Origin of the sequence: Streptosporangium sp. NPDC001681 (genome assembly GCF_040298085.1) — a bacterium.
Classification (GTDB): Bacteria; Actinomycetota; Actinomycetes; order Streptosporangiales; family Streptosporangiaceae; genus Streptosporangium.
On sequence record NZ_JBEOZN010000097.1, the window covers coordinates 1 to 26,110 of the forward strand.

Genomic DNA, 26,110 nt, shown 5'->3' on the forward strand with positions numbered 1-26,110 from the left:
CGCGTCCCACCCGGGTGGGACGCGGGCCGCGCCGTATCGGTCGCCGTATCGGTCATGGGGACCAGCCGGAGCGCAGGGCACGGGCGGTGACCAGGGCCTGCTCGACCTCCGCCGGGGCCGGCCAGGGAGCACCGCCGGGGCGGAGCAGCGCGGCCCGGATGGCGGCCAGGTGCTCGATCGCGTCCGGCGGCAGCCCGCTCCGCTCGGTCAGCCAGGCCGTGACGTCCGTGTGGTCGCGCAGTGGCCGGGTGATGAGATCCCAGGTGCCGAGGAGCTCGGTCAGGTCGCCGATCCTCAGCGGGGTGCCGCCCCGCCGGACCACGGCGGCCGCGGCCAGCTCGGCGCGGGCGACGAGCTCGGGCTCGGTGCTCCGATCCCAGAGCGGGGACGGCGGATCGGTGAGCCACCGCTCCGCCTCACGGGAGAACCCCGCGGCCGACAGCAGCGCGGCCAGCTCGACCGCGGCCCTGTGATGCCCGGCCTGTGCCGCCTGACGGAACCAGTGCTGCCCGCCCCGCAGGTCACTGTGCTCGGCGATGAGCAGCAGGCCGAAATTGAAAGCGGCCTCCGGATCGCCACCCGCCGCGGCCCGGCTGAACCAGTGGCTGGCCCCCCGCGCGTCGCTCATCTCCACGCACACGAACCCCGCGGTCCGCTGGTCGTCGATCCTGCCGGTGCAGGCGGCCCGCTCGAACCAGGCGCGAGCGGTGCGCAGGTCGCCGAGGGAGAGCGCGATCCCGCCGAGCTGGGACGCGGCTCCGGGGTGCTCGTTCCTGGCGGCCAGCCGGTAGAACGCCTCCGCCCCCTCCGGATCGCGGTTGGCCTGCAAGAAAAGGCCGAGGTGGTAGGCCGCGTCGGCGTGACCGCCCCGGGCGGCCAGCTCCCACCAGCGCAGCGTCTCGTCGTCCTCGCCGGAGGCGTAGGCGAGGAACCCCAGGTCGTGGGCCGAGGCCAGATCGCCGTCCATCGCGGCCCTGCGGTGCCACTCCCCGGCTGACTTCGTCTCGCCGGCGTCCTCGCAGAGCAGCGCGAGCCTCCTGGCCGCGGCACGGGAGCCCGCCCTGGCCGCCCTCTCGTACCACCGCCGGGCAGCCGGGGCGTCGCCGTGCTGGTCGAGCAGGAGCGTCGCCAGGTTCACCGCGGCCTCGACGTCGCCGGCGTCGGCCGCCAGCTCGTACCACCTCGCGGCCTCCGCGGGGGTGCCGTGCTTCTCGTGCCAGACGCCCAGGTTGTAGGCGCTGTCGAGGTTGCCCGCGGCCGCCGCGCGTTCCCACCAGTGCCGCGCCGCCGAGCGGTCGCCCCGCTGCGCGAAGTGGCGGCCGAGCAGGTGGGCGGCCTGTACGTCACCGCCGTGCGCGGAGAGCAGCAGCTCCGTCTCGCCGTCCGTGTCGTTCTCGTGCTCAGTGCTCCGGGGGGTGGGTATCAGCCCCGCGCTCGCCTCCGGGTCGTCAGGCCACCACCCCATGTCCCCTCCTTGCCGACGGCACGCAGCCGACAGATCACAGGGTGCCATGTAATCGCTCGATCGCGGAGGGTAATCCTGGAGTTCCGTCTCGCGTCCGGCTCAGACGAATTTGACGAATCCCACGTACATTCCCATCGAGCAGCTGTAACGCAGGGAACCGGCGTCCCGTGCGCCGAGCCGCACGGTGGCGGGGAGCGCCACGTCGCGGCCGTCGATGGTGAGCGTCCGGGTGCAGCCGGGATCGCCCCCCAGGTGGAAGACGAGTTCGGTGGGCACTCCCGCGCGGCCGGTCACCACGCCGGGACGGTAGCCGTCGCGGGTGGCCCAGATCTCGATCCGCTGCACGTCGCCGGTGCGCGTGGCGGTTCCCGCCGGGCCGTCCGTCGCCGGCGCGGGGTGGCCCGCCGCCAGCGCCGGGCCGCCGGATCCGGGGAGCCAGCCTCCCAGGCGCAGCCCCGAGGAGACGGTCCACAGGCCCGCCGCCAGCGCGACGACCCCCGCCAGCGCCGCCAGCCTGGTGGCGGCGGCCCGCCGCAGGATGAGTCCGAGCAGTGCGAACGCCGGTGCCGTCCCGGCCACGAACCCGGCCATCACCGCGGCCCCGCCCGACGCCGACCCGCTGGACACCGCCACCATCTCGACGCTGAGCGTCACCCCGCACGGCAGCAGGACCGTCGCCGCGCCCAGCGCCACCGCCCTGGGCGCGGGAGCGGTGATCCGGGAGACGGCGCCGCGCCAGGAGGCGCGCCCGTCCGCGGCCCCGTCGGGTCCGTGGCCACCGTCCGGCTTGCCGTTTTCCGGCGGGTGTCCGCAGCCGTGCCCGTCCGGTTCGGGGCCGTGGTCCCGCTCGCGGCCGAACGTGCGGATTCCGAAGATCATGACCGCGATCCCGGCCACGACGAGCAGTGCGGCCCTGAGCTGGGGGCCCAGCTGTACGGCGGACCCCGCCAGTCCGAGCAGTGCCCCGGCCGCCACATGGGAGCCGAAGCGCCCGGCCAGGAAGAGCGCGACGGCGGCCAGGTTCGACGGCTTCGCGGGGTTCGACGGCCCCGAGGCGAGCCCGCCGCGCCCGCCGGAGCAGGCCGATCGGCCGCCGGAGGAGAGTCCGGTGAGCAGGCCGCCCTGCACGGCCGCGCACGAGGTGGTGCCCGCCACCAGCCCCGCGGCGAGCCCTCCGGCGAACAGCGTGGCCGCCCCCGCGCTCAGCGGATGTCTCCGGTACCACTCCAGATCCCCACGGAGTAAACCTAATCCCGCCGGAGGTCAACCGACAGTGACATTTCCTTACCCAGCGCTTATGTCGCCCTTACCGGACGTCCCGTTTCCTGCCGCCGGGGACGCGACGCCGTCCGTCACACTGCGCCCTGGGCGTTCGCGAAGATCGACGTGTCGAGGGTGAAATCGACCGGTTCCGGGATGTGCAGGTGCGAGCCCACCTCGACCCGGGTGGAGGTCCGGTACGCCCCCTCCTTGGGGTCGCTGAGGACCGTTACGGTGGCGGGGGTGGCCACGGGGTCGATGAGGAGCATCACCGGGACGCCACCGGAGGCGTAGATGTCGGGCTTGCGGTCGCGGTCGTCGATGACGCTTCCCGGCGACACGATCTCGGCCACCATGAGCAGGCCGGAGGAGAGCAGTTCGCGGGCTCCCCGGCGCGGGCAGTCGACCTGGGCCAGCACGAAATCGGGAACGATAGGGTCGCGTGGTCCGTCGACGCAGACGTCTACGTTGCCGCTGAAGCCGTCCCACTCCTTCTCTTCGATGAGGGGAAGGAGGGCTCTGTACAAACGCATTGCGATCCGGGCATGTTCGGGGGTGCCCATCGGGCTCACTATCAGTCTCCCGTCGATGATCTCGGTCCGCAGCCCGGGGAGCTGCGGGAGCGCGTCGAAGAGCTCGCGCGCCGTACCTGGCAGGGGCTGGGACGAGGTCTCGGGGGAGGGGCGCAGGTGGGCGTGGCTCCGTCGCGATGTCATGACCATGAAGATATGTCCCTTCGTGTTCTGGTGAACACGTTGAGTATCGCAAGTGGGTCGAGCGGGCGGGAGCCTTTACCGGGATCTGAGCCGTCAGACCCAGCCGGGGCGGACGAGGCCGGATTCGTAGGCGATGACGACGAGCTGGGCGCGGTCGCGGGCATGGAGTTTCATAATGGTCCGGCTGACGTGGGTCTTGGCGGTGGCGGGGCTCATGAAGAGCTTGCCGGCGATCTCGTCGTTGGTCATCCCGGTGCCGACCAGGGTGAGGACCTCGCGCTCGCGGTCGGTGAGCAGGTCGAGATCGCGGCTGCGGTGCGGTTCCTTGGCGCGGCTGGCGTACTCGGCGATCAGGCGGCGGGTCACGCTGGGGGAGAGCAGCGCGTCGCCTCCGGCCACCACCCGGACGGCCTGGATGAGCTCGGCCGGTTCGGTGTCCTTGACCAGGAAGCCGCTGGCGCCGTTGCGGAGGGCCTCGAAGACGTACTCGTCGAGCTCGAAGGTGGTCAAGATGATGATCTTCGGCCCGGGAGGCATCTCCCTGGTGGCGGTCAGCCCGTCCATACCGGGCATGCGGATGTCCATCAGGACCACGTCCGGCTCGTGCTCGGCGGCCAGTCGCAGGGCCTGGGACCCGTCGCCGGCCTCGGCCACCACGGTCATCCCCGGCTGTGCGTCCAGCAGGGCCCGGAACCCCGCCCTGACGAGGGCCTGGTCGTCGGCGAGGACAATCTTGATCATTCGGACTCCTCCGGGATCGGCAGCCGGGCCTCGACGCGAAAGCCCCTTCCATGGTGTGCGGCGGTCAGCGTTCCCCCGAGGGCAGAGGCCCGTTCCCGCATGCCGGGGACGCCGTTGCCGCTGCCGAGATTCTCTCCGGGGGCGTTGCCGCCCGAGTCGGTGACCCGAAGGGTCAGTGCGCGGGGGCCGTAGTCGAGGGCGACCGTGACCGAGGCGCCCGGGGCGTGCCTGGTGACGTTGGTCAGGGCCTCCTGAACGATGCGGTAACCGGCCCGGTCGACCCCGGGAGGCAGCGGCCTGACCTCGCCGGTGACGTTCTTGACGACCCGCAGCCCGCTGCGCTCGATGAGTTCGTCGAGCCGGTCCAGCCCGGCGGTCGGGGAGCGGGGCGCGCCGTCGCGGAGCACGTTGAGCACCGAGCGCATCTCGGTCAGCACGTCCTTGGACGCCTGTTTGATCGTGGTGAGCGCGGTCCGTGCCTGCTCGGGGTGGTCCTCGATGAGGTGCAGCGCGGTGGAGGCCTGGACGTGGATGAGGGAGATGTTGTGCGCGAGCACGTCGTGCAACTCCTGCGCCATGGTCAGCCGCTCCTCGCTGGCCTGCCGCCGCACCTCCTCCCGCTCCACCCGTTCGTGCTCGGCCTGCCGCTCGTTCCTGGCCCGGGAGAACTCCGCCACCGCCAGTACCAGGCCCATCAGCGCGGCCATCGCGAGGTTGTGGAACCACCCCGGAGAGAGCGCCGGGGCGAACCAGGACGTGTAGACCACGAAGAACACGTAGGCCAGGCCCCACAGCGGCAGGGCCACCCGCCGGTGGCCGCCGACCACGGCGAGGTAGAACGCGATGATCGGGCTGAGGAAGACCGGGCCGTAGGCGTAGCCGAGGGCGATGAAGAGCAGGGTCGAGCCCACCGCGACGGCCACGCTGAGCGCCGGGTGGCGGCGCCGGACGGCCAGGGCCAGCGGCCCGGCCAGCAGTAGCGCGTATCCCGGTGGATCGAGCGGGACGCGGAGCATGCCGGTGTCGTGGACCTGCCACCACTGCACGCTGTGGGTGCCCATGACCTGGAGAGCCCCCACGAACAGCGGGAGGAGGAGGTCGATCCACCGGGATTTGGCACGCACGCTCAGCACTTTACGTGCGCTTTCGCGGCGTTTGCGTCCCTTCAGTGATGTATGTGGCACTACACCCTTTGGGGGAGGGAAGGGGCTGACAAGGGTCACCGGCTGAGTCAAGCTGTCTGCGGGAGGTCATCATGATCAGTCGTCGCATCACCCCCCTGGCGGGGATCTTGGTGGGAAGTTCCTTACTGCTTGTCCAGCCCGCGCTGGCGTCTCCACCCGCGCTGTCCCCATCCGTGCTGTCCCCCTCCGCGGTGTCTCCACCGGTGTCGCAGGTGGAGAAGAAACCCGTCGCCGAGGGGTCCGGTGGCGCGGTCTCGACCGTCGACCTCGACGCCAGCAAGGCCGCGCTGGGCGTGTTGCGCGACGGCGGCAACGCCATGGACGCCGCGGTCGCCGCGGCCGCCACCCTGGGCGTGACCGAGCCCTACTCGGCGGGACTGGCCGGCGGAGGGTTCATCGTCTACTACGACGCGCGCCGCAAGAAGGTCCACACCATCGACGGCCGGGAGACCGCGCCGAAGGCGATGGGCCCGGCCTCCCTGGAGGGCATCCCGTTCGACGACGCCGTGACCAGCGGACTTTCGGCGGGAGTGCCCGGCAGCGTGGCCCAGTGGGAGCTGGCGCTGCGCAGGTTCGGCACGCTCTCGCTGCGCCAGGCGCTGAAACCCGCGATCGACGTCGCCACCAAGGGGTTCAAGGTCGACCAGACCTTCTACGACCAGACCGCCGCCAACGCCGCCCGCTTCAAGGACTTCACCTCCACGGCCAAGCTCTACCTGCCGGGCGGCGCCCCGCCGCCGGTCGGCTCCACCTTCCGCAACCCCGAGCTGGCCGACACCTACCGCAGGCTCGGCAGGCTGGGCGGGGAGTGGCTGTACGGCGGTGCCCTCGGCGCCGAGGTCGTGGCCACGGTCAAGAAACCGCCGGTCACCCCCGGATCCACCCGTAACGTGCGGCCGGGGCTGATGGAGCTGTCCGACCTGAAGGCGTACCGGGCGCTCGAACGGCCGCCCACGAAGGTGACGTACAAGGGCATGGACGTGTACGGCATGGCGCCGCCGTCCTCGGGAGGCTCGACGGTCGGCGAGGCGCTCAACATCCTTGAGGCCCTGCCCGAGGTCGGCGAGCACGAGTACCTGGAGGCGTCCAGGCTCGCCTTCGCCGACCGGGGCAAGTACGTCGGGGACATCCCCGGCGTCCCGCTGAAGGAACTGCTCTCCGACGGGTTCGCCAAGGAGCGCGCCTGCCTGATCGGCGAGCGGGCGATGCCGCACCCGGCCGCGCCCGGCGATCCCGACGGGATGTACGGGCCGTGCCAGGCGGCGCCGTCCACGGCGGCCGGCGAGACGGCCCCCGAGGTGGCGAAGGAGGGGCCGGAGACCACGCACCTGGTGGTCGTGGACCGGTGGGGCAACGTGGTCGCCTACAACATCACCATCGAGTCGACCGGTGGCAACGGAATCGTCGTCCCCGGCAGGGGCTTCCTGCTCAACAACGAGCTGACCGACTTCACCTTCGGCCCCGCCCCCGGCGACCCGAACCTGCCCGCGCCGGGCAAGCGCCCTCGCTCCTCGATGGCGCCGACGATCGTCCTGAACGATGACCGGCCGCTGCTCGCGCTGGGGTCCCCCGGCGGCTCGACGATCATCACCACGGTGCTGCAGATCCTCGTCAACCGCTGGGACTTCGGCATGTCGCTGCCCGAGGCGCTCGCCGCCCCCCGGGCCACGCAGCGCAACACCGCCCAGACCCAGGCCGAGCAGGCGTTCATCGATCGCTACGGCGCCGAGCTCACACGCCAGGGGCACAGCCTCGTGCTGAACCCCGAGATCGGCGCAGCCACGGCCGTCGAGTTCCTGCGGCACGGGAGGCTCCAGGCGGTGGCGGAACCGACCCGGCGCGGCGGTGGCAGCGCGCTGGTGGTGAACGAGCGCGGGTAGCCGGTCGCGGCGGTACGCACGGACGTCCGGCGGCGCGGTCTCGGCCGCGCCGCCGGTTTCGGTGACCGAGCGGGCGATTGAGCGACCAAGCGGCCGATCCGCCACCGGCCGGTGGGAGGCGACCCCCTCAGCGGATCAGTTCGTAGGCCTCCGGCCTCAGCCTCCGGGTGCGTGCCCAGTACTCGAAGGTGAAGCCCGGCCAGATCGTCCTGTTGACGCCGTGCTCGTCGAGATACCAGCTCCGGCAGCCGCCCTCGTTCCAGACCAGGTGGTTCAGGCGCCCCTGAAGGCGGTCGTTGTAGTCGCGCTGTGCCTCGGGGCGTACGTCGATGGCCCTGGCCTTCGTCCTCGACAGCAGGCGCAGGCAGTCGAGAACGTACCGGACCTGGGATTCGATCATGAAGACGACCGAGTTGTGCCCCAGGCCGGTGTTGGGGCCGAGCAGGAAGAACAGGTTCGGGAACCCGGCGGTGGTGATGCCGTAGTAGGCCTCCACGCCGTCCTGCCAGGCCTCCTGGATCTTCCTGCCGTTCCTGCCGATGATCCGCTGCTCGTCCAGCGCCTCGACGACCTTGAAGCCGGTGCCGTAGACGATCACGTCGACCTCGATCTCCCTGCCGGTGGAGTCGATGATCGAGTTCTCCCTGATCTCCCGTACCCCTTCGGTGATCAGCTCGACGTTCTCCCTGCCCAGTGCCGGGTAGTAGTCGTTGGAGATCAGGATGCGCTTGCAGCCGATCGTGTAGTCCGGGGTGAGCCTGGCGCGCAGCGCCGGGTCGGGGACCTGCTTGGCGAGGTGGCTCAGGGCCATCCTCTGGTGGACCTTCATCAGCCGCGGGTCGACGGTGAAGCCCAGCGCGCGGGTCTCCAGCGCCCAGTAGATCGAGTTGCGCAGCGCCCTGGCGGCGCCGGGCAGGCCGAGGATCCGCTTCGCCCGGGAGGAGAAGGGGAAGTCGGGCTTGGGGTGGATCCAGGGAGGCGTGCGCTGGAAGAGGTGGAGGCGGGAGACCTTCCCGGCGATCTGGGGGACGAACTGGACGGCCGAGGCGCCGGTGCCGATGACCGCGACCCGCTTGCCGGTCAGGTCCACCGAGTGGTCCCACTCCGCCGAGTGGAAGGAGGGGCCCGCGAAGCTCTCGCGGCCGGGGATCGCGGGCAGCGAGGGCACGTGCAGCGCGCCGATGCCCGAGATCACGGCGTTGGTGGTGAACGGCTCCTCTCCGGCGACGCTCACCCGCCAGTCGCGGGTCGTGTCGTCGTACTCCAGCCCGACGACCTCCTTGCCGAACCGCAGGTGCTCCGCCAGGCCGTACTTGTCGACGCAGGCGCGCAGGTAGTCCCAGATCTCGGCCTGGGGCGCGAACATCCGCGACCAGCCGGGGTTGAGCTCGTACGAGAAGGAGTACATGTGCGAGGGGACGTCGCAGGCACAGCCGGGGTAGGTGTTGTCCCGCCAGGTCCCGCCCAGGTCGCCGGCCTTCTCCAGGATGACGAAATCGTGGTATCCGGCTTCCTTGAGCTTGATCGCCATGCCCAGTCCGGCGAAGCCGGTGCCAATGATCGTGATCCCAGGATGCGTGCTCATGCGATCTCCTTGCTGACCTCTGCCGTCGGCGACCTCTCGGGCGGCGCGGGCTCTCCGCCGGTTCCGGCTGCGGCGATGAGAGCGTTCCGTGCTCGTTACTATTAGATTCCATGTCTAATTTAGAGAGCGGTGGTCGCGCCGTCCATACGCGTGGCGCGGTGAGCCTCCTCACACCGACCGGTCGGCACGTTCCCGTCGTCAGGGAACGCGAAAAGCGCCGAGGGCGGTGCCGTCGGCGCTCCGGACTGTTCGGTTGTTAGAGCAGCAGGTATGCGGCCACAACGACGATGACCAGCACCGCGACCACCACGGCCGCCGTGATCGGCAGGGCGAGCGACCGCTTCTCGGGGGCGGCCTCCGGGTCCTTGCGCTGGGCGAACGCGCGGAACGCCTGGGTGTTGCCCGCGGGGTCAATCTGCTGAGGATCAGACATGGGGATGACTTTAGCGACATCGGATGCCTCCCCAACACTGATTTGTCCACTTTCACGGGAGGCGCGTTCTCGCGCCGGGCCGAGGCGGGTGCTGAGGACCGGACCGCCTACCGGGGCGGATAGCGTGGTGTCATGCTCCGCATCCTGTTCTCCGCCCGCGTGGTGGTGCTCCACCTGCTCGCGATCGGAGCCCTCGTCGTGTGCGGGCTGCTGGGCAGGTGGCAGCTCGGCGTCTTCGAGGAGTCCGGTGGGCCCCGGGCGTCGGTCGACCCCGCCCCCGTGGCGGTCGCCACCCTCACCGCACCCGGAGAGCACATGACGGCCGACGCGGTCAGCCGCAGGGTGACCGCGGAAGGCACCTACGACGCCTCGAAGCAGCTGCTGGTGGCCGAACGCGACGGGGGCCTGTGGCTGCTCACGGCGCTCGATCTCGGCGACGGAACCTTCGTTCCCGTCGTGCGTGGCTGGGTGGCCACGGCGCAGGATCCCGCCGTGGCGGCCGTGCCCGAGGGCAGGGTGACCGTCAGCGGGCGGCTGCAGCCCTCGGAGGCCACCGACAGCGTCCAGCGCCGGACCCGGCAGCTGCCGCAGGGGCAGGTGCTGACCGTGTCGTCGGCCGAACTGATCAACCTCTGGCGGGACACGAAACTGCGTAACGGGTTCGTGGTGGCCGCCGAGCAGTCACCGGCTCCCGCGGTCGCGGCCAAGCCGGTGAATGTCCCCCCGCCGACCCAGTCCGGGGTGCTCACCTGGCGCAACCTCGCCTATGCCGCCCAGTGGTGGATCTTCGGACTGTTCGCGGTCTTCATGTGGTGGCACTTCGTACGCGACGCGCTGCGCGGCCGCGCGCGGGAGGACACCCCCGACCCCGCTCCCGACGCCGCTCCGGAAACCCCCGCTCTGCCCGCTCGCACCGTCCCGTGAACCGAACCCCAAGACCGAGGTAACCGACCGTGGAATCCGCTCTCAAGCCCTTTCGCATCCTGGCGTACATCGTCGGCGTGATGCTGCTCGTCCTGGTCACCTGCATCGTGCTCAGGTACGGCTTCGGCATCGAGGAGCCCTCGAAGATCGTCTCCCCGATCCACGGCTTCCTCTACATGCTCTATCTCGTGGCCGCGATGAACCTGGGCATGAAGGCGCGCTGGACGTGGCCGTACATTCTCGGGGTGATGCTCGCCGGCACCGTGCCGCTGCTCTCGTTCGTGTTCGAGCGCAAGGTCACCCGCCGGGTGGAATCGGAGCTGGTGACCGCCACCGCCTGACCGGCCGGGCCCCTCACGGTCCCCGCAGGCCCGGCTGTCGCGACCCCGGAACGTGGGCTCGCGAGGCCGGGCCTCGACGGGCGGGACGGTCTTCGCGTCAGCGGCCGAGACCGCGGCGTCGGGCGCGCTTGAGCCGTTCGCGCTGGGACGGGTCGAGCATCAGGTAGCCGACGACCGGGGCGGCGACGACGCCCAGGAGGATCAGCAGCGTCAGGAAACCTGGCAGGAACAGCCACGACAGGAACACCACTGCTCCGGCGCCGATCGCGTACTTCTGGATTGGCGACATCCTCAACATCCTCCGAACGCGGGGCGGATGCCCCGTCTGTATTTCATTGTGCGTCGCCAGTCCAACGTGTGGATCCGCCGCACGGTTCCAACCGAGATATATCGTGATTCCCGCCGCTCCGCCAGTGCCCTGAGCGCCGCCATGCCGGAGCCGCCTCGCCTGCTCTGGACGCCCCGGCGAGTTCCGGGACCGCGGTCCCGCCGGGGATCGCGGCGGCCTGTCCGGGTAGTGGTGGATTGGTGGTTCGGCGGTTTCGCCGGGGGCCGGAACGATCATGTTTACCGGGAACGACCACGCGACCATCTGGAGGACACGTTGTGGACGGCGCTGAGCGGGAGCCGGTGCGAGCCGAACTCGGTGCGATCGGGCAGGCGCTGGCGATCCTGGGAGACCGGTGGGTGCTGCTGATCCTGCAGCGGGCGTTCCTGCTGCGGATCCGGACCTTCGCGGGCTGGCGCGACGCGCTGGGCATCTCCGAGTCGGTCCTCGCGGCCAGGCTCAGGGAACTGGTCGACCACGGCATCTTCGAGCTGTCGGCGTACCGCGACGGCCGCACCCGCTACGAGTACCGGCTGACGGAGCGCGGACTCCGGCTGTGGGCACTGCTGGTGGCCATCCAGGCGTGGGAGCGCGACTGGGTCTCCCCGGGGCGCTTTCCCCCGCTGCTGCACGAGCTGTGCGGTCAGGACGCCGAGCCCCGCCTCGGGTGCGGGGTCTGCCTGGAGCCGATGAGCGCCCGCGACACCAGGACCGAGCCGGGGCCGCAGGCCGCCTTCTCCCGGATCGGCCCGCCTCGGCGGCACCGCCGTACGGTCCGCTCCGGAACCCCGGCCGACCTGATCGGCTACTGCCCGGCGTCGATGGAGATCCTCGGCGACCGGTGGAGCACCAGCGTGCTGGCCGGGGCGTTCCTCGGCACCCGCCGCTTCGTCGACTTCCAGTCCGGCCTCGGCATCGCGCCCTCGGTGCTCACCGACCGGCTGCGCCGCTTCGTCGAGCTGGGGGTCTTCGAGCCCCGGCCCGACGGCTCCTACCGTCTCACCGACCGGGGGCTGGCCTTCTTCGAGGTCTTCGCCCTCCTGGTCGACTGGGCCCAGCGCGAGCTCCCCGCCTCCGAGGATTCGGCCCTGTCCATCACCCACCTGCGCTGCGGCGCGGCCTTCCGGCCGGTACTGCTGTGCAGAGCCTGCGGCCGGCCACTCGAACGCCGCGAGGTCCGCTTCCTGCTGCCCGGCTGAGGTCCGGACCGGGGCTCAGCTCTCGCGGCTGAGCCTTTCGAGGATCCACCGGGTGGCTTTCAGCGCTCCCTCGCCGGTGGTGCCGTTGGCGTCTTCGGGGACGCCGCGCTGGTACTGGACGATGATCACGAGGTTGGCCGCGCGGAAGCCCACGGAGCTGCTGTAGGTCAGCCGGTTGGTGACCTCGTTGCGGTAGGCCTCGGAGCCGACCCCGGCCAGTGCCTCCACCGGTTTGACGTGGATGAGGGTGGCTCCCGCATCCGTCCTGGTCCGTTCTCGGGTCTCCTTGAGGAACCTCGCGTGGTTACGCTGGGCCGCCTTGTCGGAGGTGAAGCCGAAGGCGGAGATCCACAGGGTGTACCGCAGGTTCGGAGGCTGCCCGGAGTCATTGGTCTTCCACTCGCACTCGTTGCCCTTCCTTGTGGGAGTGGTGTCCAGTGCCAGGTCGTCCGCCTGCTTGGTGGAGATGAGCGCGCAGGGGTCGGGCGTGCGCGCGAAGGCGGTGGGCAGCGCGACCGGCGTGGCCCCCGCCGTGGACCCCGCAGTGGACTCGGTGGCGCGGGGCCAGAACCAGTAGGCGGCGCCCAGGAGGAGTACGGCGAGGGCGGCGGCAGCGGCGGCGAGGACAGGCGTCCTGCGGGGGCCGCTGCGGGCTCCGGGCTCCCCGTGTCCGCCGTGGGCGGGCCGGGGGGCGACCCGCTCCAGGGTCAGCCGTACCGAGGTGGCGTCGGGCCGGTGGCCGGGCCCGGCGGCGAGCAGCTCCTCGACCAGCGGGGCCAGCGGGCCGGAGGCCGTCGAGCCGCTGCCGGGCTCGGCCAGCGGCGTACCGTCCGCCGTCAGCGGAGCCGGACGGGAACCGGTGTGCGGAGCCTGGCCCTCGACGGCGGTGAACAGGGTGGCACCCAGGTCGCGCAGCTCGTCGGCGGGCCCGAGGGCGGCGACGCCGGTCAGCACCACCCGCCCGTCGGTGGCGAGCAGCACGCTGTCGGGAGCGGCGGCCAGGTGGACGCCCAGCTCGCGGGCGGCGGCCAGCGCGTCCAGCACGCGGAGCCCGATCTCGGCCGCCCGCTCGGCGGGGAGCGGGCCGTCCGCCCGGACGGACTGGAGCAGCGAGCGCCCCTCGACCGACTCCATGATCAGCCACAGTCGGTCGGGACCCGAGATCACGTCGTGCAGGGCGGTGACGCCGGGGTGCCGCAGGCCCGCGGCCGCGCGGATCTGGTCGAGGAGGCGGTCGCGGGACGGTCCGGGCGGCGGCAGCGGCACCTCGGAGATCGTGACGTCGCGGCGGAGCAGTTCGTCGCGCGAGCGCCAGCTCGTGCCCGCGCGGTCGCGGCGCTCCAGCAGACGGTAGCGCCCGGCCAGGAGGCTGGGATCGGTCACGCGAACCCTCCCGTCGCGGCGCGTTTCTCAGTCACGGCTGTTCAGCTCCTCGGAGACCTGGCGCGCGATCTTCAGGGCATCCTGCCGCAGCGCGGTTCCGGCACGCTTTCCCGCCTCCGACAGGTTGACCTCGACCAGCAGGTTGCTCACCCGGAACCGGATCACGGAGTGGATCCGGTCCAGGGCGACCACGTCGTAGGAGAACGCCTCCGCCCCGACCCGGCCGATGTTCCTGAGCGGGCCGGTGGAACCCAGGAGGCCGTTGCCCTGGTCGGCGACGATCGAGGTGCGTTCGGCGACGAAGAACACGTGGGCGGTGTCGGGGCCGCTCTTGCCGGGGGTGGGAGCCTTGTGACCGACCGCGACCCGCAGCCTGCGGTCGGGACGGGCGGCGCCCAGCAGGTCGTCCCAGCTGCAGGAGGGCTCACTGTTCTGTTTGGCCTTCATGGACAGCGGCGACGCGCTCGGCACCGCGACCTCGACCTGGGGTCCGGTCAGCAGCGTGCACGGGTCGGGGGCGGTGGCGAACCGCCCGGCGTTCGCCGCCCGCGACGGTGTCTCGGGGGTCTCCGGCCCGCCCATGGTCAGCAGCACCGTACCGGCCACCGCCGCCGCGACCACGGCCAGCGAGGCTCCGACGATCAGGCCGGTACGGCGCGGTCTGGCCGGTGCCGGAGCCGTGGCCTGGGGTGCCGCGGCCTGGGGCGGCGGAACCTGCGGTCCGGTCGCCGGGGAGAGCGGTCCCGCCGGCAGTCCCTGGGCGACCTGCCGCAGCGCGGCGCGCAGCCCCGACTCTCCCGGGCGCTGCCGGGGATCCTTGGCCAGCATGGCCAGGAGTACGGGAGCCAGTTGCCCGGCCCGGGAAGGAAGAGGGGTCTCCTGGGTGAGCACCGCACCGATGGTGGCGACCGGTGTGTCGCGCCGGAAGGGCCCCTGGCCCTCGACCGCCGCGTACAGGGTCGCGCCCAGGGACCACAGGTCGGCGGACGGGCCGTCGCCGGTACCGCGCAGCCGCTCGGGGGCGATGTAGCCGGGGGAGCCGACCAGCGCGTCCGGTGAGGTGAGCTGGGCGTCGCCCTCCACCGCGGCGATGCCGAAGTCGGTCAGCAGCACCCCGCCGTCCTGGGCGAGCATGATGTTGGCCGGTTTGACGTCGCGGTGCATGATGCCCCGGCTGTGCGCGAGTGCCAGCGCGTCCAGCACGGCCAGGCCGATCACGGCCACCCGGTGCGGCGGCAGCGGTCCGTCGGCGCGGATCGCGTCGTCCAGCGAACGGCCCCTGACCAGGTCCATCACGATCCACGGGCGGCCGTCCTGGGCGATGACGTCGTGGACGGCCACGATGGACGGGTGCCCGAGCCTGGCGGCGGCGCGGGCCTCGCGCATGGTGCGCTCCCGCATCTCGTCACGGTGCTCCTGGGGCAGGTGCGGGGCGAGCGTGACCTCCTTGATCGCCACCTCGCGGTGGAGGAGCTCGTCACGGGCCCGCCACACCACGCCCATCCCGCCCGCGCCGAGCCGTGCGAGCGCCCGGTAGCGGCCCGCCAGCACGGGCAGCGGGCCGGCCGCCGGGTCAGCCATCGGTCTTCAGGGACTCGGTGAGCCAGCGTGCCGCCTGCAACGCGCCTTCGGCGATCTTGCCGTCCGGGTCCTCCTTGACGCCGCCCCGCTCGTACTCGACCTCGGCGATCAGGTTGCTGATCCGGAAGACCACCGTCGTCTTGTAGGAGCCGCCGTACAGGGTGATGGGGTTGTAGCCGCTGGAGGTGAACGCCTCCTCGCCGATCCCCCGCAGGTCCTTGGGCGGGAGCGGCTTGGGGGTGGCGAACTGGCCCTTGTCGAGGATGTCCTTCTTCTTGCCGGCCAGGTACTCCTTCGCTCTCGCGACCTCCGACCCGTTCTGCTTCTGGGCGATCAGCCGGACCCGCAGGTCGTACTTCTCCACGTTGGGCTTGCGCCAGTCGTGCCGGTTGAGCCAGTCGCACGCCGAGTGTTCGACCTCCGAGCTGTTGAAGCCCGGCACCAGCTGGTTCACCTGCTTGTCGTCGAGCAGGCCGCAGGCCCGGGGCGCCGCGGCGAAGCGCCCCTTGGCCCCGGAGGGTTCGGCGGAGACGTCGTCGTCGGCGTTGGCGAGCACCGAGGTGAGCAGGATGCCGATGCTGACCGCCATGCCGAAGAGCAGCACCCCGGTCAGCGCCACGACCGGCCGGGGCACGAGTATCCCCGTCGCCCGGGTGGAACGCTCGGTGGGCTCGTCCGCCGTCTCTCTCGCCGCGCCGGGGACGGAGGCCGGCTCGCGTGAGGTGGGGGCGTCCGGGGGGAGTGAGGGGGATGGCGGGGCGCCGTGCTGGAAGGGCGCGCCGGGGTGGGACGGGCCCTGGGGCAGGCCCTGCCAGGCGGCCGGTGTGTCCAGGGGAGGGATCGGGCCCTGCCAGGCGGTCGGCGTGTCCGGAGAAGGGGGCGCGGCCTGCTGGGGGGCCGGGATGTCCTGGAGGGGGAGTCCGGCGGTGACGGCGGATGTCTGCTCGGCCGGGTTCTTCCTCAAGGGCGTGGTCACCTCCGCCTCGGTGACCGGAACGGTCCCGCCCTCCTGCCCTGTGGAGGGTACTCCGAGGTCGCCCGGCGGTTGGGAGGCCGGTACCCCGGCGGCCGGGAGAGGCGCCTGCCCGAAGGCCGCCGGTGCCCCTGGGGCGGCGGGGACGGAGACCGCGGGGCCCGCGGGGCCGGAGACCTGGGAGGGCGCACCTCCGAGGGGTGGTGAGGCGGGAGGTTCTGGACGGTGCTGGGAGACGTCGAGCAGGATCTTGCGCAGGGTGTCCGGGTCGGGCCGCTGGGCGGGATCGCCCGCGAGCAGCCGGAAGAGCACGGGCGCGATCGGGCCCGCGTTGTCCAGGGAGCCGCCCGGCGACGGCGGGCGGCCCTCGACGGCGGTGTAGAGGGTCGCGCCGAGCGACCACAGGTCGGCGGCGGGGCTGGTCACGCCCTCGGGAGAGGTGAAGAGCGAGGACGGCAGGGAAGGCGGGGCGAGGATGATCTGCTCGTACGGGCCGAGCAGCACCGAGCTCGGCCGCACATCCCCGTGCAGCATGCCCTGCCTGTGCATCACTACGAGCTGGTCCAGCACGGCCACGCCGACCATCGCGGCCCGCTGCGGGGGCATCGGCCCGAACCGGGTGATCACCTGCTCCAGCGAGTTCTGCTCAAGCATGAGCGGGACCCCGGCTCCGGCGATCCCCGGCCCCGGCGCGGGAGCGGTGTGCCCGCCCGCGTGCCTGCCCTGCGACAGGGGGACGTCTGGATGGTTCATTCGCCCGCTTTCTGGTTGTTCAACGCGTTCGCGACCCACGTCGCGGCTGTGTGGGCGCCCGCCTGGATCGCCGGGCCGTCCTTGCTGCCGTCCACCACGGTGTAACCGACCTCCAGCACGAGGCTGTCCACGCGGATGATCACGTAGCTCTGCTCCAGCCTGCCTGTCATGCGGTTCTCGTAGACGTCGTAGCCGAACGACTCATCCCCGACGGGGGCCACGGCCGTCGGCGCCGTGGAACGGGCGGAGCGGACACCGGCCTGGATCTCCGGCCAGCTCCAGGCGCTCTCCCCGCTCGGTATGGCGCCCTGGCGCTGGTTCACGAACAGCTCGTGGGCCTGCCGGGGGCTCCTGCCCCACTGTTTGTTGGTACCGGGGAGACGCACTTCCAGTCCCATGCCCCTGGCCGCCCACTGGCAGCCCCCGTCGTTGGTGGGCTTGCCCTCGCCCGCCAGCGCGGGCAGCAGTTGCCTGGCCCTGGTACCGGGGATGAGCTCGCACACGTCCACGGGGGTGCTGAAGGCGCCGGGATTCTCGCTGAGCCTGACCACCCTCTCGGCGGACGTCGGGTCCGAGGTCAGCAGGAACGTCACCCCGAAGGTGACCCCGATGACCGCCGCGATCCCGGCCATCTCGACGGCGGCCCATCGCATCGCACGCCCCCGGCCCGGCTCGGGTGGCCGTACCGGGGCGGGAACGGGGTCGGTGACGGCAGGGATGGCGGGCGGCAGAGAGAGGTGCGGTGCGGCGGCTGGAATCCCGGCGACCCCGGCGGTGCCGCCGACCCCGCCGACCCCGGCGGCTCCGGCGGGCGTATGGCCGGTGGCCAGCTCCGCCAGAGAGCGGGCGACGGCGTCGAACGACGGCCGGGCCTCGGGAGCCGGGTCGAGCATGAGCATCAGCAGCGGGCCCAGCCCGCCCGCGCGCTCCGGCGGCCTGGGCGGCTCGGTGAGCACCCGGCCGATCGCCGCGATGGGGGTCTCCGCCGGGTGCGGCGGTATCCCCTCGACGGCGAAGTAGAGCGTGGCGCCGAGGGACCACAGGTCGGAGGCGGGGCCGCCGCGCTCGCCGCGCAGCTGTTCCGGCGCGATGTAGTTGGGCGAGCCGATCAGGTGGCCGGTCCGGCCCGAGGTGACCTCGCCGTCGACGACCGCGATGCCGAAGTCGGTGAGGACCGCCTTGCCGGTCCTGGTGAGGAAGACGTTGCCCGGTTTCACGTCGCGGTGAACCACCCCGGCGGCGTGGGCGGCGCCGAGCGCGCTGAGGATGCCCACACCGATCCTGGCCACCTGGTGCACCGGCAGCGGGCTCCGGTCGCGGACCGTCTGCTCCAGGGACGCGCCCGACAGCAACTCCATGACGAGCCAGGGGCGTTCCTGGTCGATGACCACGTCGTGGACGGTCACGATCGAGGGATGCTTGAGCCGGGCGGCGAGGTTGGCCTCGCGAAGCGCCGAGGCGAGGACCTCCTGCCGCCTGGCGGGATCGAGGTCGGGCGGGAGCCGCACCTCCTTCACCGCCACGTCACGGCCGAGCATCTCGTCGGCGGCGAGCCAGACCGTGCCCGCCCCGCCCTCGGAGAGAGGGTTGAGCAGCCGATAGCGGTCCGCCAGCACTTGAGTGTCGATCCTGCTCACCCCGTTCGCTATCCCATCGCGGACAGCAACATAGTCACTTAGCGGCACATGAACCAATGAAAAGGGATTCCGCCTGCCGCATTGAGCCCTGGTGTCCGCTTACGCGGTGTCATGGGCATCCTCACAACGCGATGGAGCCGGGACCGGGCGCCCGCACATTTCAATCGAGCGAGCGTGCCGCCGGCGGCCTGGAGCTGAGATCAGGCGCTCGTACGGGCGGGAGAGGTCATGTCTCCCGGTTCGACCGAGCCGCCGCTCGAATCACTGGAAATCAGACCATCTCTCGTGGGCGGTCCACAGGCGCTGCCAGAGTTTGGCGCGTTCGGCAGAGGTGACGTCGGACAGATGGAGGGCGAAGACGTCGGCCAGTATCTCGAAGTAGTCACGTTCGGTCTGCGCGGTCAGGGTGTGCTCGCGGTCGCCGACACGGGTGAGGACCAGGCCCCGCATCGCGTCGACACCGCTCGCGTCGCGCCGCTGGACCGTGGCCACCCGGACGAAGCCCGACTCGGGGGAGGTGGACAGGAACTCGTGCATCGCGGCGAACTCCGACATCTCGGCGGGTTCGATGCGGAAGTCCATGCCGAGGAAGCCGCCGCGCGGGTCGTGGTCGAACCGCCATCCGCCGGGCTCCGCCTCGGAGGGGCGCAGGCCGTAGCTGAAGGGGCCCTGCCGGTAGGTACCCTCGACGAGCGGGAGCGGGTCGTGGATCGCGTCGCCGAGGCCCTGGTCGACCAGCCACTCACCGTTGGGGTTGTCTGGGCAGGACAGGCCGGAGACGGTGAGTACGAGATGACCGCCGTCTATGTTCGGCGACCCCTCGGCCTTGCCCTGCACCCCGCCCACGTGCCTCCTCACCCGGTAACCGAGCGCCTCCAGCAGCAGGGAGAACGCCCCGTTGAGGTGGTAGCAGTAGCCGCCCCGGCCCCCGATGATCCGCGCGGCCGACTCCGCGGGGTCGACGGTCGTCGGCCGGCCCAGCCAGATCTCCAGGCATTCGTACGGCACTCGCTGCACGTGTGCCCGATGCAGCAGGTGCAGTGACTCCACGCTCGGGGGTCCGTCGACGCTGACGCCGATCCTGCGGAGGTACGCGGTGACATCGATCACTCCGTCACGGTAACGCCGGAACGGTCGCGGACCTAGCGATGCCGGGGTGTGGCGCGTCCGGTGAGGGCAGGCACGGCGCACGGCCCGGGTACCGACACGGCCGGCCCGGGGGTAGGCCGTATGGCGCCGGTCACCCGGTCGCCGGCCCCGCCGGGAGGGTGCCCGTTTATCCGGTTGAGGATGGGACGGGCACATCGGTAGCCTGACCGTCCCTTCGAGCGTGAGGAGGTGAGGAGCACATGTTCGCCACCCTGGTCACGCGCTCCCGCCTCGGGCGACAGGCCGCCTGAGACCCGGGAAGCGCACCCGCTTTCTGGAGCTTTCCTTGTCCGATCTGCTTTTCCGTCCGCTCGACGCGGACGAGTTCGACCTGTTCCACCGTTACGGCGCGCTGCCCGCCTCCGGCGTGGGCGCCCGCAACCTGCCCTTCGACAAGCTCGACTACCGGTCCGGATGGGTCTGGGTCGCGCTGCGCGGCGACGAGGTCGTCGCCAGGGCCGGATTCTGGGGGCCTCCAGGCTCCGAGCACCCCTTCAGCCTCGACTGGTTCGACCCCGGGTTCGGGCCCGACCGGGTCGAGGTGGGCGCCGCCCTGCTGCGGGCCGCGTACGCGGCGCTGGTCACGCCCGGGTACGCCACGCCGTCCGGCACCCGGCCCGACTACCACCTGTTCCTGCCCGCCGACTGGCGTGAGCGTCCCGACGCGCTCGCCGACGCCTCCGACCGGATCGCCGCCGCCGAGCGGGCCGGGTTGCGGCAGTCCGTCGAGCGGCTCAACCTGCGCTGGTCTCCCGAGTACGGCCTGCCGCCCAGGCCCGCCCGGCTCACCTTCGCCCCGGTGGACGACGACGAGGTGATGCTGGACCTGCTGGCACGCGTCACCGAGGGCAGCCTCGACGACTGGGACCGGCGCCACCTCGCGGAGCAGGGCGCGCGGGCGACGGCCGAGCAGACCGTGACCGACGTCGCGGACATGCCGGGCGGGCGTGGCCGGTGGCGGCTCGCCCGCGACGCGTCGGGTGAGCTCGTCGGCATCGTGATGCCCACCCGCAACTCCAGGAGCGCCACGATCGGCTATCTCGGGGTGGACCCGGCCCACCGCGGCCACGGCTACGCCGACGACCTGGCCATCGAGGCGTTGCACATCTTCAGCGCCGAGGGGGAGCCCGAGGTGAACGACAACACCGATGTGGGCAACAAGCCCATGGCCGCCTCGTTCGCCCGGATCGGCTACCGGATCACCGGCCGCCGCCTGATCCTCGCCTGACCTCCGGCCCGGGCGGGGCCTTCGATCTCGCGGAGGTCCCGCCCGGTGCTTCTCCAACCCCTCGAAAGCCGGCCCTCGATCAGATGTTCCTGTTCTGATCAGGTGCGGAGTCGATGTCCGGGGCGAACTGTGCCAGCGAGGCGTTGATCTGGGCGATGGCGTCGATCATGGGTCCTCACTTTTCTTGGCGTTGGGGCCGCTGCCGGTCGAGCGGCGTTCGCGTCTGCCTCGGACGAGTTCGGTGGCCAGCGCGTCCAGGTGCCGGTGCCAGAACCGGCGGAAGCGTTCCAGCCACATGTCGACCTCCCGCAGGGGGGCGGCGTCCACTGAGTACAGGCGGTGGGTCCCTTCGGCGCGGACCGTCGCGAACCCGTTGTCCCGCAGCACCCGCAAATGCTGGGACACCGCCGACTGGGAGATCTCGAACTCCTCCCGGATGACCGCGGTGATCGCGCCGGAGGACCGCTCGCCGTCGGCGAGCAGTTCCAGGATCCGGCGCCGGACCGGATCACCGAGAACATCAAAGGCGTGCACGGGTCCAACTATTTCAGTTTCTACTTATATAAATCAATCCTGTCATATATGGTGGCCGGGCTCGATGCCTCCCGCCCGCGGTGCCGCCGATCCTTTGGTATCCGAGGTCGCACGCCGACCGCGGGCGGTATCCGTCATGCGAGCCGCGCGATGGCCGGAGACCACGCCGGGGGCTTGACCGCATGGGTCTTGGCATCCCGCCGGTGATGTGGGGTCAGGCGGGGGTCCACGATCGCCGGACGCGGTCCGGTCGATCCGGATTCATCTGAAGACGGCGCGGCCTGGTGAGTGCGCAGAACCTTCACAATTCACCGCAGGTCTTCTGCACGGCTCCGGTCTACGCTGCCGAGCATGGCAACCCCTCAGCAACGACGTGTCCTCGTGGTCGAGGACGACGAGACGATCGCGCGGGCCGTACGCCACAGGCTGGCCGCCGAGGGCTTCGACGTGCTGGTCGTCGGGGACGGGGAGGCGGCGCTGGTCGCCTACGCGAAGACGGGGCCCGACGTGGTGGTGCTCGACCGGCTGCTGCCCGGCCTCGACGGTCTCGAGGTGTGCCGGCGGATGCAGGCGGCCAGACCGGTCCCGGTGCTCATGCTCACCGCACTGGGCGAGGAGACCGACCTGCTCGTGGGGCTCGGGGTCGGGGCCGACGACTACATGGCCAAGCCGTTCAGCATGCGCGAGCTGGTCGCCCGGGTGCACGCCCTGCTCCGCCGGGTCGAGCGGGCCTCCCAGCTGGCCGTGGCCGACACGGTCATCCGCGTCGCCGACGTCGAGATAGACACCGCCGAGCGCCGGGTCTACGTGCGGGGCGACGAGGCTCAGCTGACCAGGACCGAGTTCGACCTGCTCTGCCGCCTCGCCGAGCGCCCCGGCCAGGTCTTCGAGCGGGAGCGGCTGCTGGCGGATATCTGGGGCTTCTCCGAGGCCGCGGCGACCCGTACCGTCGACAGCCACGTCCGTGCCCTGCGCCGCAAGCTCGGCCCCGGCGTCGTCCGTACCGTCCACGGCGTCGGTTACGCCCTCGTCCGGCAGTGAACGCACGCCCGGGGGCACCCCTCGCCGGCTCGGACCGCCCCGGCGACCTCAGGTTCGCGACCTCCGCTGAGGAACGGAGCACAGCCAAGCGGTGAACACGTATCACGCCGTCAACGCGGGTTCCGATACGGCCCTGAAAGGCGCTCGCGTCCGGCGGGGATTCCAGCCGCGCCGGGCGGGGAGCCCCCGGTCCGAACCGGTCGCCCTCCCCGGCACTCAACCCCTGTATGCCCTTTCCCTCCGACACCGGGATGCGCCGACCCTTGAGACCTCTCGACTTCCTTGGCCGGATCAAGGCGAAGCTCGGCATGGTGATCCTGCTGGCCGTGGTGGCGGCGTTCGTCGTCAACGAGGTCGGCCTCAACGCCGGCTACTCGCGCAACGTGCGCGTCGCGGTGGCCGCCGTGTTCGCGCTGATCATGGTGCAGCTGCTCGCGCGGGGGATGACCAAGCCGCTCCGCGAGATGGCCGCCGCCGCGCAGACCATCGCCAAGGGCCGGTACGGCCTGCGGGTCACCGCGACCTCCCGTGACGAGGTCGGCGAGCTCGCCCGAGCCTTCAACGCGATGGCCGCCGATCTGGGCGAGGTCGACCGGCAGCGGCGGGATCTGGTGGCCAACGTCAGCCACGAGCTCCGCACGCCGATCACCGCGCTCCGGGCGGTGCTGGAGAACGTGGTCGACGGGGTCTCGGAGCCCGATCCCGTCACTCTCGGCACCGCGCTCGCCCAGACCGAGCGGCTGGGCCGGCTGGTCGCGCAGCTGCTCGACCTGTCCCGGCTGGAGTCCGGTGCCCGGCTGATCGAACGTGAGGACGTCGAGCTGCGCCCGCTCTGCGAGCAGGCCCTCCGGGAGGCCGTGCTGGCCAGGGAGGGCGTGGCGGCCCGCTGCGAGGTCCCGGAAGGACTGAGCGTGCGCGCCGACCCGGACCTGCTCGCGCAGGTTCTCGCCAACCTGCTGGACAACGCGGTGCGGCACAGTCCCGACGGCGGGACCGTGGTGCTGGCGGCGGCGGCCAGGGGAGAGGGCGTCCGGCTCCGGGTGAGCGACCAGGGACCGGGGATCGCGGCCGAGGACCGGGCGCGGGCGTTCGAGCGCTTCTCCCGCCTGGACGCCGGACGGGCCGCCGACGACGGCGGTGCCGGGCTGGGCCTGGCCATCACCAAGGAGATCGTCGAACTCCACGGCGGCTCCATCCACGTCGAAGACGATCCCGGCTGCCACATAGTGACCGACCTTCCGGAAAGGATTGAGATGAACCCCCCGTCTCCGCCTGCCAAGGACGATTCCCCCTCCGAGGTGAACTCCGCGGCGGTGCACGACGGCGCCCCGGACAAGGCACCTGCGAGTAAGGCTCATACGCCTTCTGTATCGGACAGGACCCCTTCGACGCCTTCCATCCCTGAAAAGGCCCAGGTGAGCGAGGTCCCCGAGAACCTCGCCGCCTCCAAGCCTTCCGCCCCGCACGCGAGCGGCACGGCAACGGGGATCGGTGAGCGTCACGAGGTCACCGGGAGCGCTCAGGAACAGGAACCTGATGAGATCTCAGGGGATGCTCAGCAGCCGGATCCTCGCGAGGCCGCCGGGATCGACTCCGGTTCCGGTGAACCGGCCGGGGCCTTGGGGCGGGCCGTGACCGGTGCTCCTCGACGGGAGGTCACCGCTGGGGAGCCCGGGCACCAGGTGGTGTCCGTCCCCATGTCCGCCTCCACGGACCCCGAAGCCTCCACTCCCGAGTCCGACGCGCCCGCCGTGCCACCTCCTCCGTCCTCTTCGCCCGCGCAGCCGTTTCCCCCCCAGCCGGTCCTCGTCCGGGACGGGCGGGACGGGGACGTGCGCCGGGAGCAGGTCGTGGTGCGGAACTGGCTCGGGGCCTTCAGCGGTCTCTTCCTCGGGGGTGTCGCCGGGCTGGTCTGCGCGGTGATCGTGGGTATCGGCCTCGCGAGCGTCGACGTCCTGCTGGCCGCGTTCGTCGGTGCCGTCCTCTTCATGATCGGTGTGTTCGTCGGCACGGTCATCGGCGCCACCACGCCCACCGGCGAGATCTGGTCCGCCGGCGAACCGCTCCCGCACCGGCCTCCCGCGCGGGGACCCGTCGCGCAGCGCGTCACCGTACCGGAGGTCCAGGAGAAGGAGGGAGCGGCGCAGCCGGTGGGTGCCAGGAGCGGCTCCCCGGGAGCCCCGGGGGGTTTCGCGCCGATTCGGGAGGAATACCGACCGGCTGTTCAGCCACCGGGAAGGTCCGGAGGCTCCGGCGGGTACGAGGCGCCGCCGGTCTTCCCCCGGCCCGACCTGCCGGACACCCCCCGGTGGGTGCTGCCGGTCTCCGCCGCCGTCGGGCTGCTCGCCGCGATCGCGGTGCCGTACAGCAGGGCCGGTCTCGGACTCGTGCTGGTGTCGGTCGCCATGGGGGCGGCGGCGATTCCCACGGTGCGCAGCAGGATCACCCCGTGGTCGGCGGGGATGGGGGCGATCGCCTACGGGCTGGTCGCGACGGTGATGTTCAGGGACGCCGACTGGCTGGTCGGGGTGGTCCTGCTGGCCGGGTTCCTGCTGGCCGCGCTCGCTCTGTCGGGGGCCGGGCGCGGCTGGCTCGGGGTGCTCAGGGGAGGCGCGTCGGTGCTCCTCGGCCTGCTGCCGGTGCCGTGGTTCCTCGGTGCGAGGCTGAAGGGTCTCGCGGACCGCAGGAGGGTGGTCCCCCTGCTGTTCGGGGGCGGACTGACCGTCGTGCTGCTGGCGGTGTTCGGGGCGCTGTTCGCCTCGGCGGACGCGGTCTTCGCCGAGGCCGTCCAGCAGGTGTTCAGCGCGCAGGCCTGGGCCGAGTCGCTGCCGCTGCGGATCCTGCTCTTCGTGGTCTTCGCGGTCGTGGTGGCCTCTGCCGTGCTGGTCGGCCTGCGGCCGGTGGCCGAGCCGAAGGCCCCCGACCTGAAGGTCACGGTCGGCCGCGGTATCTGGGTGACCCCGCTGACGGCGCTCAACCTGCTGTTCGCCACGTTCGTGGGGATGCAGCTCACCGTGCTGTTTGGCACCACCCGGTGGGTGGTCTCCGCCACCGGGCTGACCTACGCCGAGTACGCGCGTTCGGGATTCTTCCAGCTCGTCGTCGTCAGCGTGTTCGTGCTGGCGATCGTCGCGGTCGCCTCGGGGACGCTGGATCTCAAGGGCTTCGACCGGTGGCTGATGGCCGGGCTGCTCGGCCTGCTCTGCGTGCTGACCCTGGTGATCCTCTTCTCCGCGCTGCACCGCCTGGACCTGTACGCCGAGGCCTACGGGCTCTCCCGGCTGCGGGCCTCGGTGGCGGCGACGGTCTGGTGGCTGGGCGGGGTCTTCGCCCTGGTCCTCGCGGCGGGCGCGGCCCGGCTCACCAGGCGTGGGCACGCGCGCTGGCTGCCCAGGACCCTCGTGCTGATGACGAGCGCCTCGCTGCTGGCGTTCGCGGTGTGGAACCCCGACCTGCGGGTCGCGGAGACCCAGATCGCGGTACGGGGTGTGGACCGGATCGACCTCGAATACCTGGGCGACCTCGGCGCCGAGGCCGTACCCGTACTGGACCGGCTGCCCGAGCCGTCCCGCAGCTGCGTCCTGCTGGACGTGATCGCGGCCAACGACCTCGCCGGACCCGACTCCTGGAACGGCTGGAACCTGGCCCGGCGCGAGGCACGGGAACTCCTGGCCCGGCGACCGGCGATCAGGAACGCCTCGTGCTCGCAGACCCTCTCCCGCCTGGAGATCCCCAACCAGGACTGAGCGACTTCGGGGGCCGCCGGGCCGGACGA

Annotated in this window: 21 protein-coding genes; 7 read left to right on the forward strand and 14 right to left on the reverse strand. The window is 71.8% G+C overall.

The genetic code is table 11. From position 1 onward, the window contains the following. Positions 1–52: 52 nt before the first annotated feature. From ABT130_RS33565 to ABT130_RS33585, 5 genes are all read right to left on the reverse strand, one after another. Entirely contained in the window at positions 53–1,465 is a 1,413-nt protein-coding gene (locus ABT130_RS33565) for a tetratricopeptide repeat protein (protein ID WP_350962324.1), read from the reverse strand. Positions 1,466–1,564: 99 nt separating this feature from the next. Further along, the gene (locus tag ABT130_RS33570; protein ID WP_350962326.1) at positions 1,565–2,620 is read right to left on the reverse strand and encodes an urease accessory protein UreH domain-containing protein; all 1,056 of its coding nucleotides are present in this window, start codon (positions 2,618–2,620) and stop codon (positions 1,565–1,567) included. A gap of 197 nt (positions 2,621–2,817) precedes the next feature. Then, a complete protein-coding gene (locus tag ABT130_RS33575; protein ID WP_350962329.1) occupies positions 2,818–3,441 on the reverse strand; it encodes a Uma2 family endonuclease in 624 nt (207 codons plus the stop codon). A 93-nt stretch (positions 3,442–3,534) separates the two neighbouring features. Next, positions 3,535–4,182 carry a response regulator transcription factor gene (locus tag ABT130_RS33580; RefSeq protein WP_350962331.1) on the reverse strand — a complete coding sequence of 216 codons (648 nt, stop codon included), beginning with the start codon at positions 4,180–4,182 and terminating at the stop codon, positions 3,535–3,537. Continuing rightward, on the reverse strand, positions 4,179–5,306 hold the full coding sequence (locus ABT130_RS33585; protein WP_350962333.1) for a sensor histidine kinase: 1,128 nt from the start codon (positions 5,304–5,306) through the stop codon (positions 4,179–4,181). The genes ABT130_RS33580 and ABT130_RS33585 overlap by 4 nt, the downstream gene beginning before the upstream one ends. 131 nt (positions 5,307–5,437) lie before the next feature. Here ABT130_RS33585 and ABT130_RS33590 point away from each other — a divergent pair, with 131 nt between their 5' ends. Next, positions 5,438–7,246 carry a gamma-glutamyltransferase family protein gene (locus tag ABT130_RS33590; RefSeq protein WP_350962336.1) on the forward strand — a complete coding sequence of 603 codons (1,809 nt, stop codon included), beginning with the start codon at positions 5,438–5,440 and terminating at the stop codon, positions 7,244–7,246. A gap of 127 nt (positions 7,247–7,373) precedes the next feature. Here ABT130_RS33590 and ABT130_RS33595 read toward each other — a convergent pair whose 3' ends face one another. After that, positions 7,374–8,831 carry a flavin-containing monooxygenase gene (locus ABT130_RS33595; RefSeq protein WP_350962339.1) on the reverse strand — a complete coding sequence of 486 codons (1,458 nt, stop codon included), beginning with the start codon at positions 8,829–8,831 and terminating at the stop codon, positions 7,374–7,376. Positions 8,832–9,087: 256 nt separating this feature from the next. Further along, positions 9,088–9,264, reverse strand: coding sequence for a hypothetical protein (locus ABT130_RS33600; RefSeq protein ID WP_169750083.1), 177 nt, complete (start codon positions 9,262–9,264; stop codon positions 9,088–9,090). A 132-nt stretch (positions 9,265–9,396) separates the two neighbouring features. Between ABT130_RS33600 and ABT130_RS33605 the strand changes: the two genes are divergently transcribed. Together ABT130_RS33605 and ABT130_RS33610 are read left to right on the forward strand one after the other, a co-directional pair. Continuing rightward, positions 9,397–10,188 carry an SURF1 family protein gene (locus tag ABT130_RS33605; RefSeq protein WP_350962342.1) on the forward strand — a complete coding sequence of 264 codons (792 nt, stop codon included), beginning with the start codon at positions 9,397–9,399 and terminating at the stop codon, positions 10,186–10,188. Positions 10,189–10,217: 29 nt separating this feature from the next. Next, entirely contained in the window at positions 10,218–10,529 is a 312-nt protein-coding gene (locus tag ABT130_RS33610) for a DUF3817 domain-containing protein (RefSeq protein ID WP_350928141.1), read from the forward strand. Between the two features lie 97 nt (positions 10,530–10,626). On the opposite strand, the gene ABT130_RS33615 is transcribed toward ABT130_RS33610, so the two are convergent. After that, entirely contained in the window at positions 10,627–10,818 is a 192-nt protein-coding gene (locus tag ABT130_RS33615) for a tail-anchor membrane protein (RefSeq protein WP_326636344.1), read from the reverse strand. 317 nt (positions 10,819–11,135) lie between these two features. On the opposite strand from ABT130_RS33615, the gene ABT130_RS33620 reads away from it, so the two are divergent. Then, on the forward strand, positions 11,136–12,056 hold the full coding sequence (locus tag ABT130_RS33620) for a winged helix-turn-helix transcriptional regulator (RefSeq protein WP_350928138.1): 921 nt from the start codon (positions 11,136–11,138) through the stop codon (positions 12,054–12,056). A 15-nt stretch (positions 12,057–12,071) separates the two neighbouring features. Here ABT130_RS33620 and ABT130_RS33625 read toward each other — a convergent pair whose 3' ends face one another. From ABT130_RS33625 to ABT130_RS33645, 5 genes are all read right to left on the reverse strand, one after another. Further along, positions 12,072–13,439 (reverse strand): protein kinase family protein, encoded by a 1,368-nt coding sequence (locus ABT130_RS33625; RefSeq protein WP_350962344.1) that lies wholly within the window; start codon positions 13,437–13,439, stop codon positions 12,072–12,074. 27 nt (positions 13,440–13,466) lie between these two features. Beyond that, entirely contained in the window at positions 13,467–15,020 is a 1,554-nt protein-coding gene (locus ABT130_RS33630) for a serine/threonine-protein kinase (protein WP_350962347.1), read from the reverse strand. Then, on the reverse strand, positions 15,013–16,746 hold the full coding sequence (locus tag ABT130_RS33635; RefSeq protein ID WP_350962350.1) for a serine/threonine-protein kinase: 1,734 nt from the start codon (positions 16,744–16,746) through the stop codon (positions 15,013–15,015). The genes ABT130_RS33630 and ABT130_RS33635 overlap by 8 nt, the downstream gene beginning before the upstream one ends. Beyond that, on the reverse strand, positions 16,743–18,383 hold the full coding sequence (locus ABT130_RS33640; protein ID WP_350962352.1) for a protein kinase domain-containing protein: 1,641 nt from the start codon (positions 18,381–18,383) through the stop codon (positions 16,743–16,745). The genes ABT130_RS33635 and ABT130_RS33640 overlap by 4 nt, the downstream gene beginning before the upstream one ends. A 261-nt stretch (positions 18,384–18,644) precedes the next feature. Further along, complete coding sequence (locus ABT130_RS33645) at positions 18,645–19,493, reverse strand: arylamine N-acetyltransferase family protein (protein WP_350962355.1); 849 nt, start codon at positions 19,491–19,493, stop codon at positions 18,645–18,647. Between the two features lie 325 nt (positions 19,494–19,818). Between ABT130_RS33645 and ABT130_RS33650 the strand changes: the two genes are divergently transcribed. Further along, complete coding sequence (locus ABT130_RS33650) at positions 19,819–20,760, forward strand: GNAT family N-acetyltransferase (protein ID WP_350962357.1); 942 nt, start codon at positions 19,819–19,821, stop codon at positions 20,758–20,760. 165 nt (positions 20,761–20,925) lie between these two features. Here the strand turns inward: ABT130_RS33650 and ABT130_RS33655 are convergent, their stop codons facing one another. Continuing rightward, positions 20,926–21,294, reverse strand: a complete 369-nt coding sequence (locus ABT130_RS33655; RefSeq protein ID WP_350962360.1) for an ArsR/SmtB family transcription factor — start codon at positions 21,292–21,294, stop codon at positions 20,926–20,928. A gap of 351 nt (positions 21,295–21,645) precedes the next feature. Between ABT130_RS33655 and ABT130_RS33660 the strand changes: the two genes are divergently transcribed. Both ABT130_RS33660 and ABT130_RS33665 read left to right on the forward strand, forming a co-directional pair. Then, the gene (locus tag ABT130_RS33660; protein ID WP_326636357.1) at positions 21,646–22,335 is read left to right on the forward strand and encodes a response regulator transcription factor; all 690 of its coding nucleotides are present in this window, start codon (positions 21,646–21,648) and stop codon (positions 22,333–22,335) included. Between the two features lie 263 nt (positions 22,336–22,598). Continuing rightward, positions 22,599–26,081, forward strand: coding sequence for a DUF4153 domain-containing protein (locus ABT130_RS33665; RefSeq protein WP_350962363.1), 3,483 nt, complete (start codon positions 22,599–22,601; stop codon positions 26,079–26,081). Positions 26,082–26,110: the final 29 nt, after the last annotated feature.

Bases quoted from the DNA above. Each gene is read 5' to 3' on its own strand.
- ABT130_RS33615 (WP_326636344.1), bottom strand. From the start codon at position 10,818: ATGTCGCCAATCCAGAAGTACGCGATCGGCGCCGGAGCAGTGGTGTTC.
- ABT130_RS33590 (WP_350962336.1), top strand. From the start codon at position 5,438: ATGATCAGTCGTCGCATCACCCCCCTGGCGGGGATCTTGGTGGGAAGT.
- ABT130_RS33630 (WP_350962347.1), bottom strand. From the start codon at position 15,020: ATGGCTGACCCGGCGGCCGGCCCGCTGCCCGTGCTGGCGGGCCGCTAC.
- ABT130_RS33575 (WP_350962329.1), bottom strand. From the start codon at position 3,441: ATGACATCGCGACGGAGCCACGCCCACCTGCGCCCCTCCCCCGAGACC.
- ABT130_RS33580 (WP_350962331.1), bottom strand. From the start codon at position 4,182: ATGATCAAGATTGTCCTCGCCGACGACCAGGCCCTCGTCAGGGCGGGG.
- ABT130_RS33595 (WP_350962339.1), bottom strand. From the start codon at position 8,831: ATGAGCACGCATCCTGGGATCACGATCATTGGCACCGGCTTCGCCGGA.
- ABT130_RS33600 (WP_169750083.1), bottom strand. From the start codon at position 9,264: ATGTCTGATCCTCAGCAGATTGACCCCGCGGGCAACACCCAGGCGTTC.
- ABT130_RS33660 (WP_326636357.1), top strand. From the start codon at position 21,646: ATGGCAACCCCTCAGCAACGACGTGTCCTCGTGGTCGAGGACGACGAG.
- ABT130_RS33605 (WP_350962342.1), top strand. From the start codon at position 9,397: ATGCTCCGCATCCTGTTCTCCGCCCGCGTGGTGGTGCTCCACCTGCTC.
- ABT130_RS33635 (WP_350962350.1), bottom strand. From the start codon at position 16,746: ATGAACCATCCAGACGTCCCCCTGTCGCAGGGCAGGCACGCGGGCGGG.
- ABT130_RS33565 (WP_350962324.1), bottom strand. From the start codon at position 1,465: ATGGGGTGGTGGCCTGACGACCCGGAGGCGAGCGCGGGGCTGATACCC.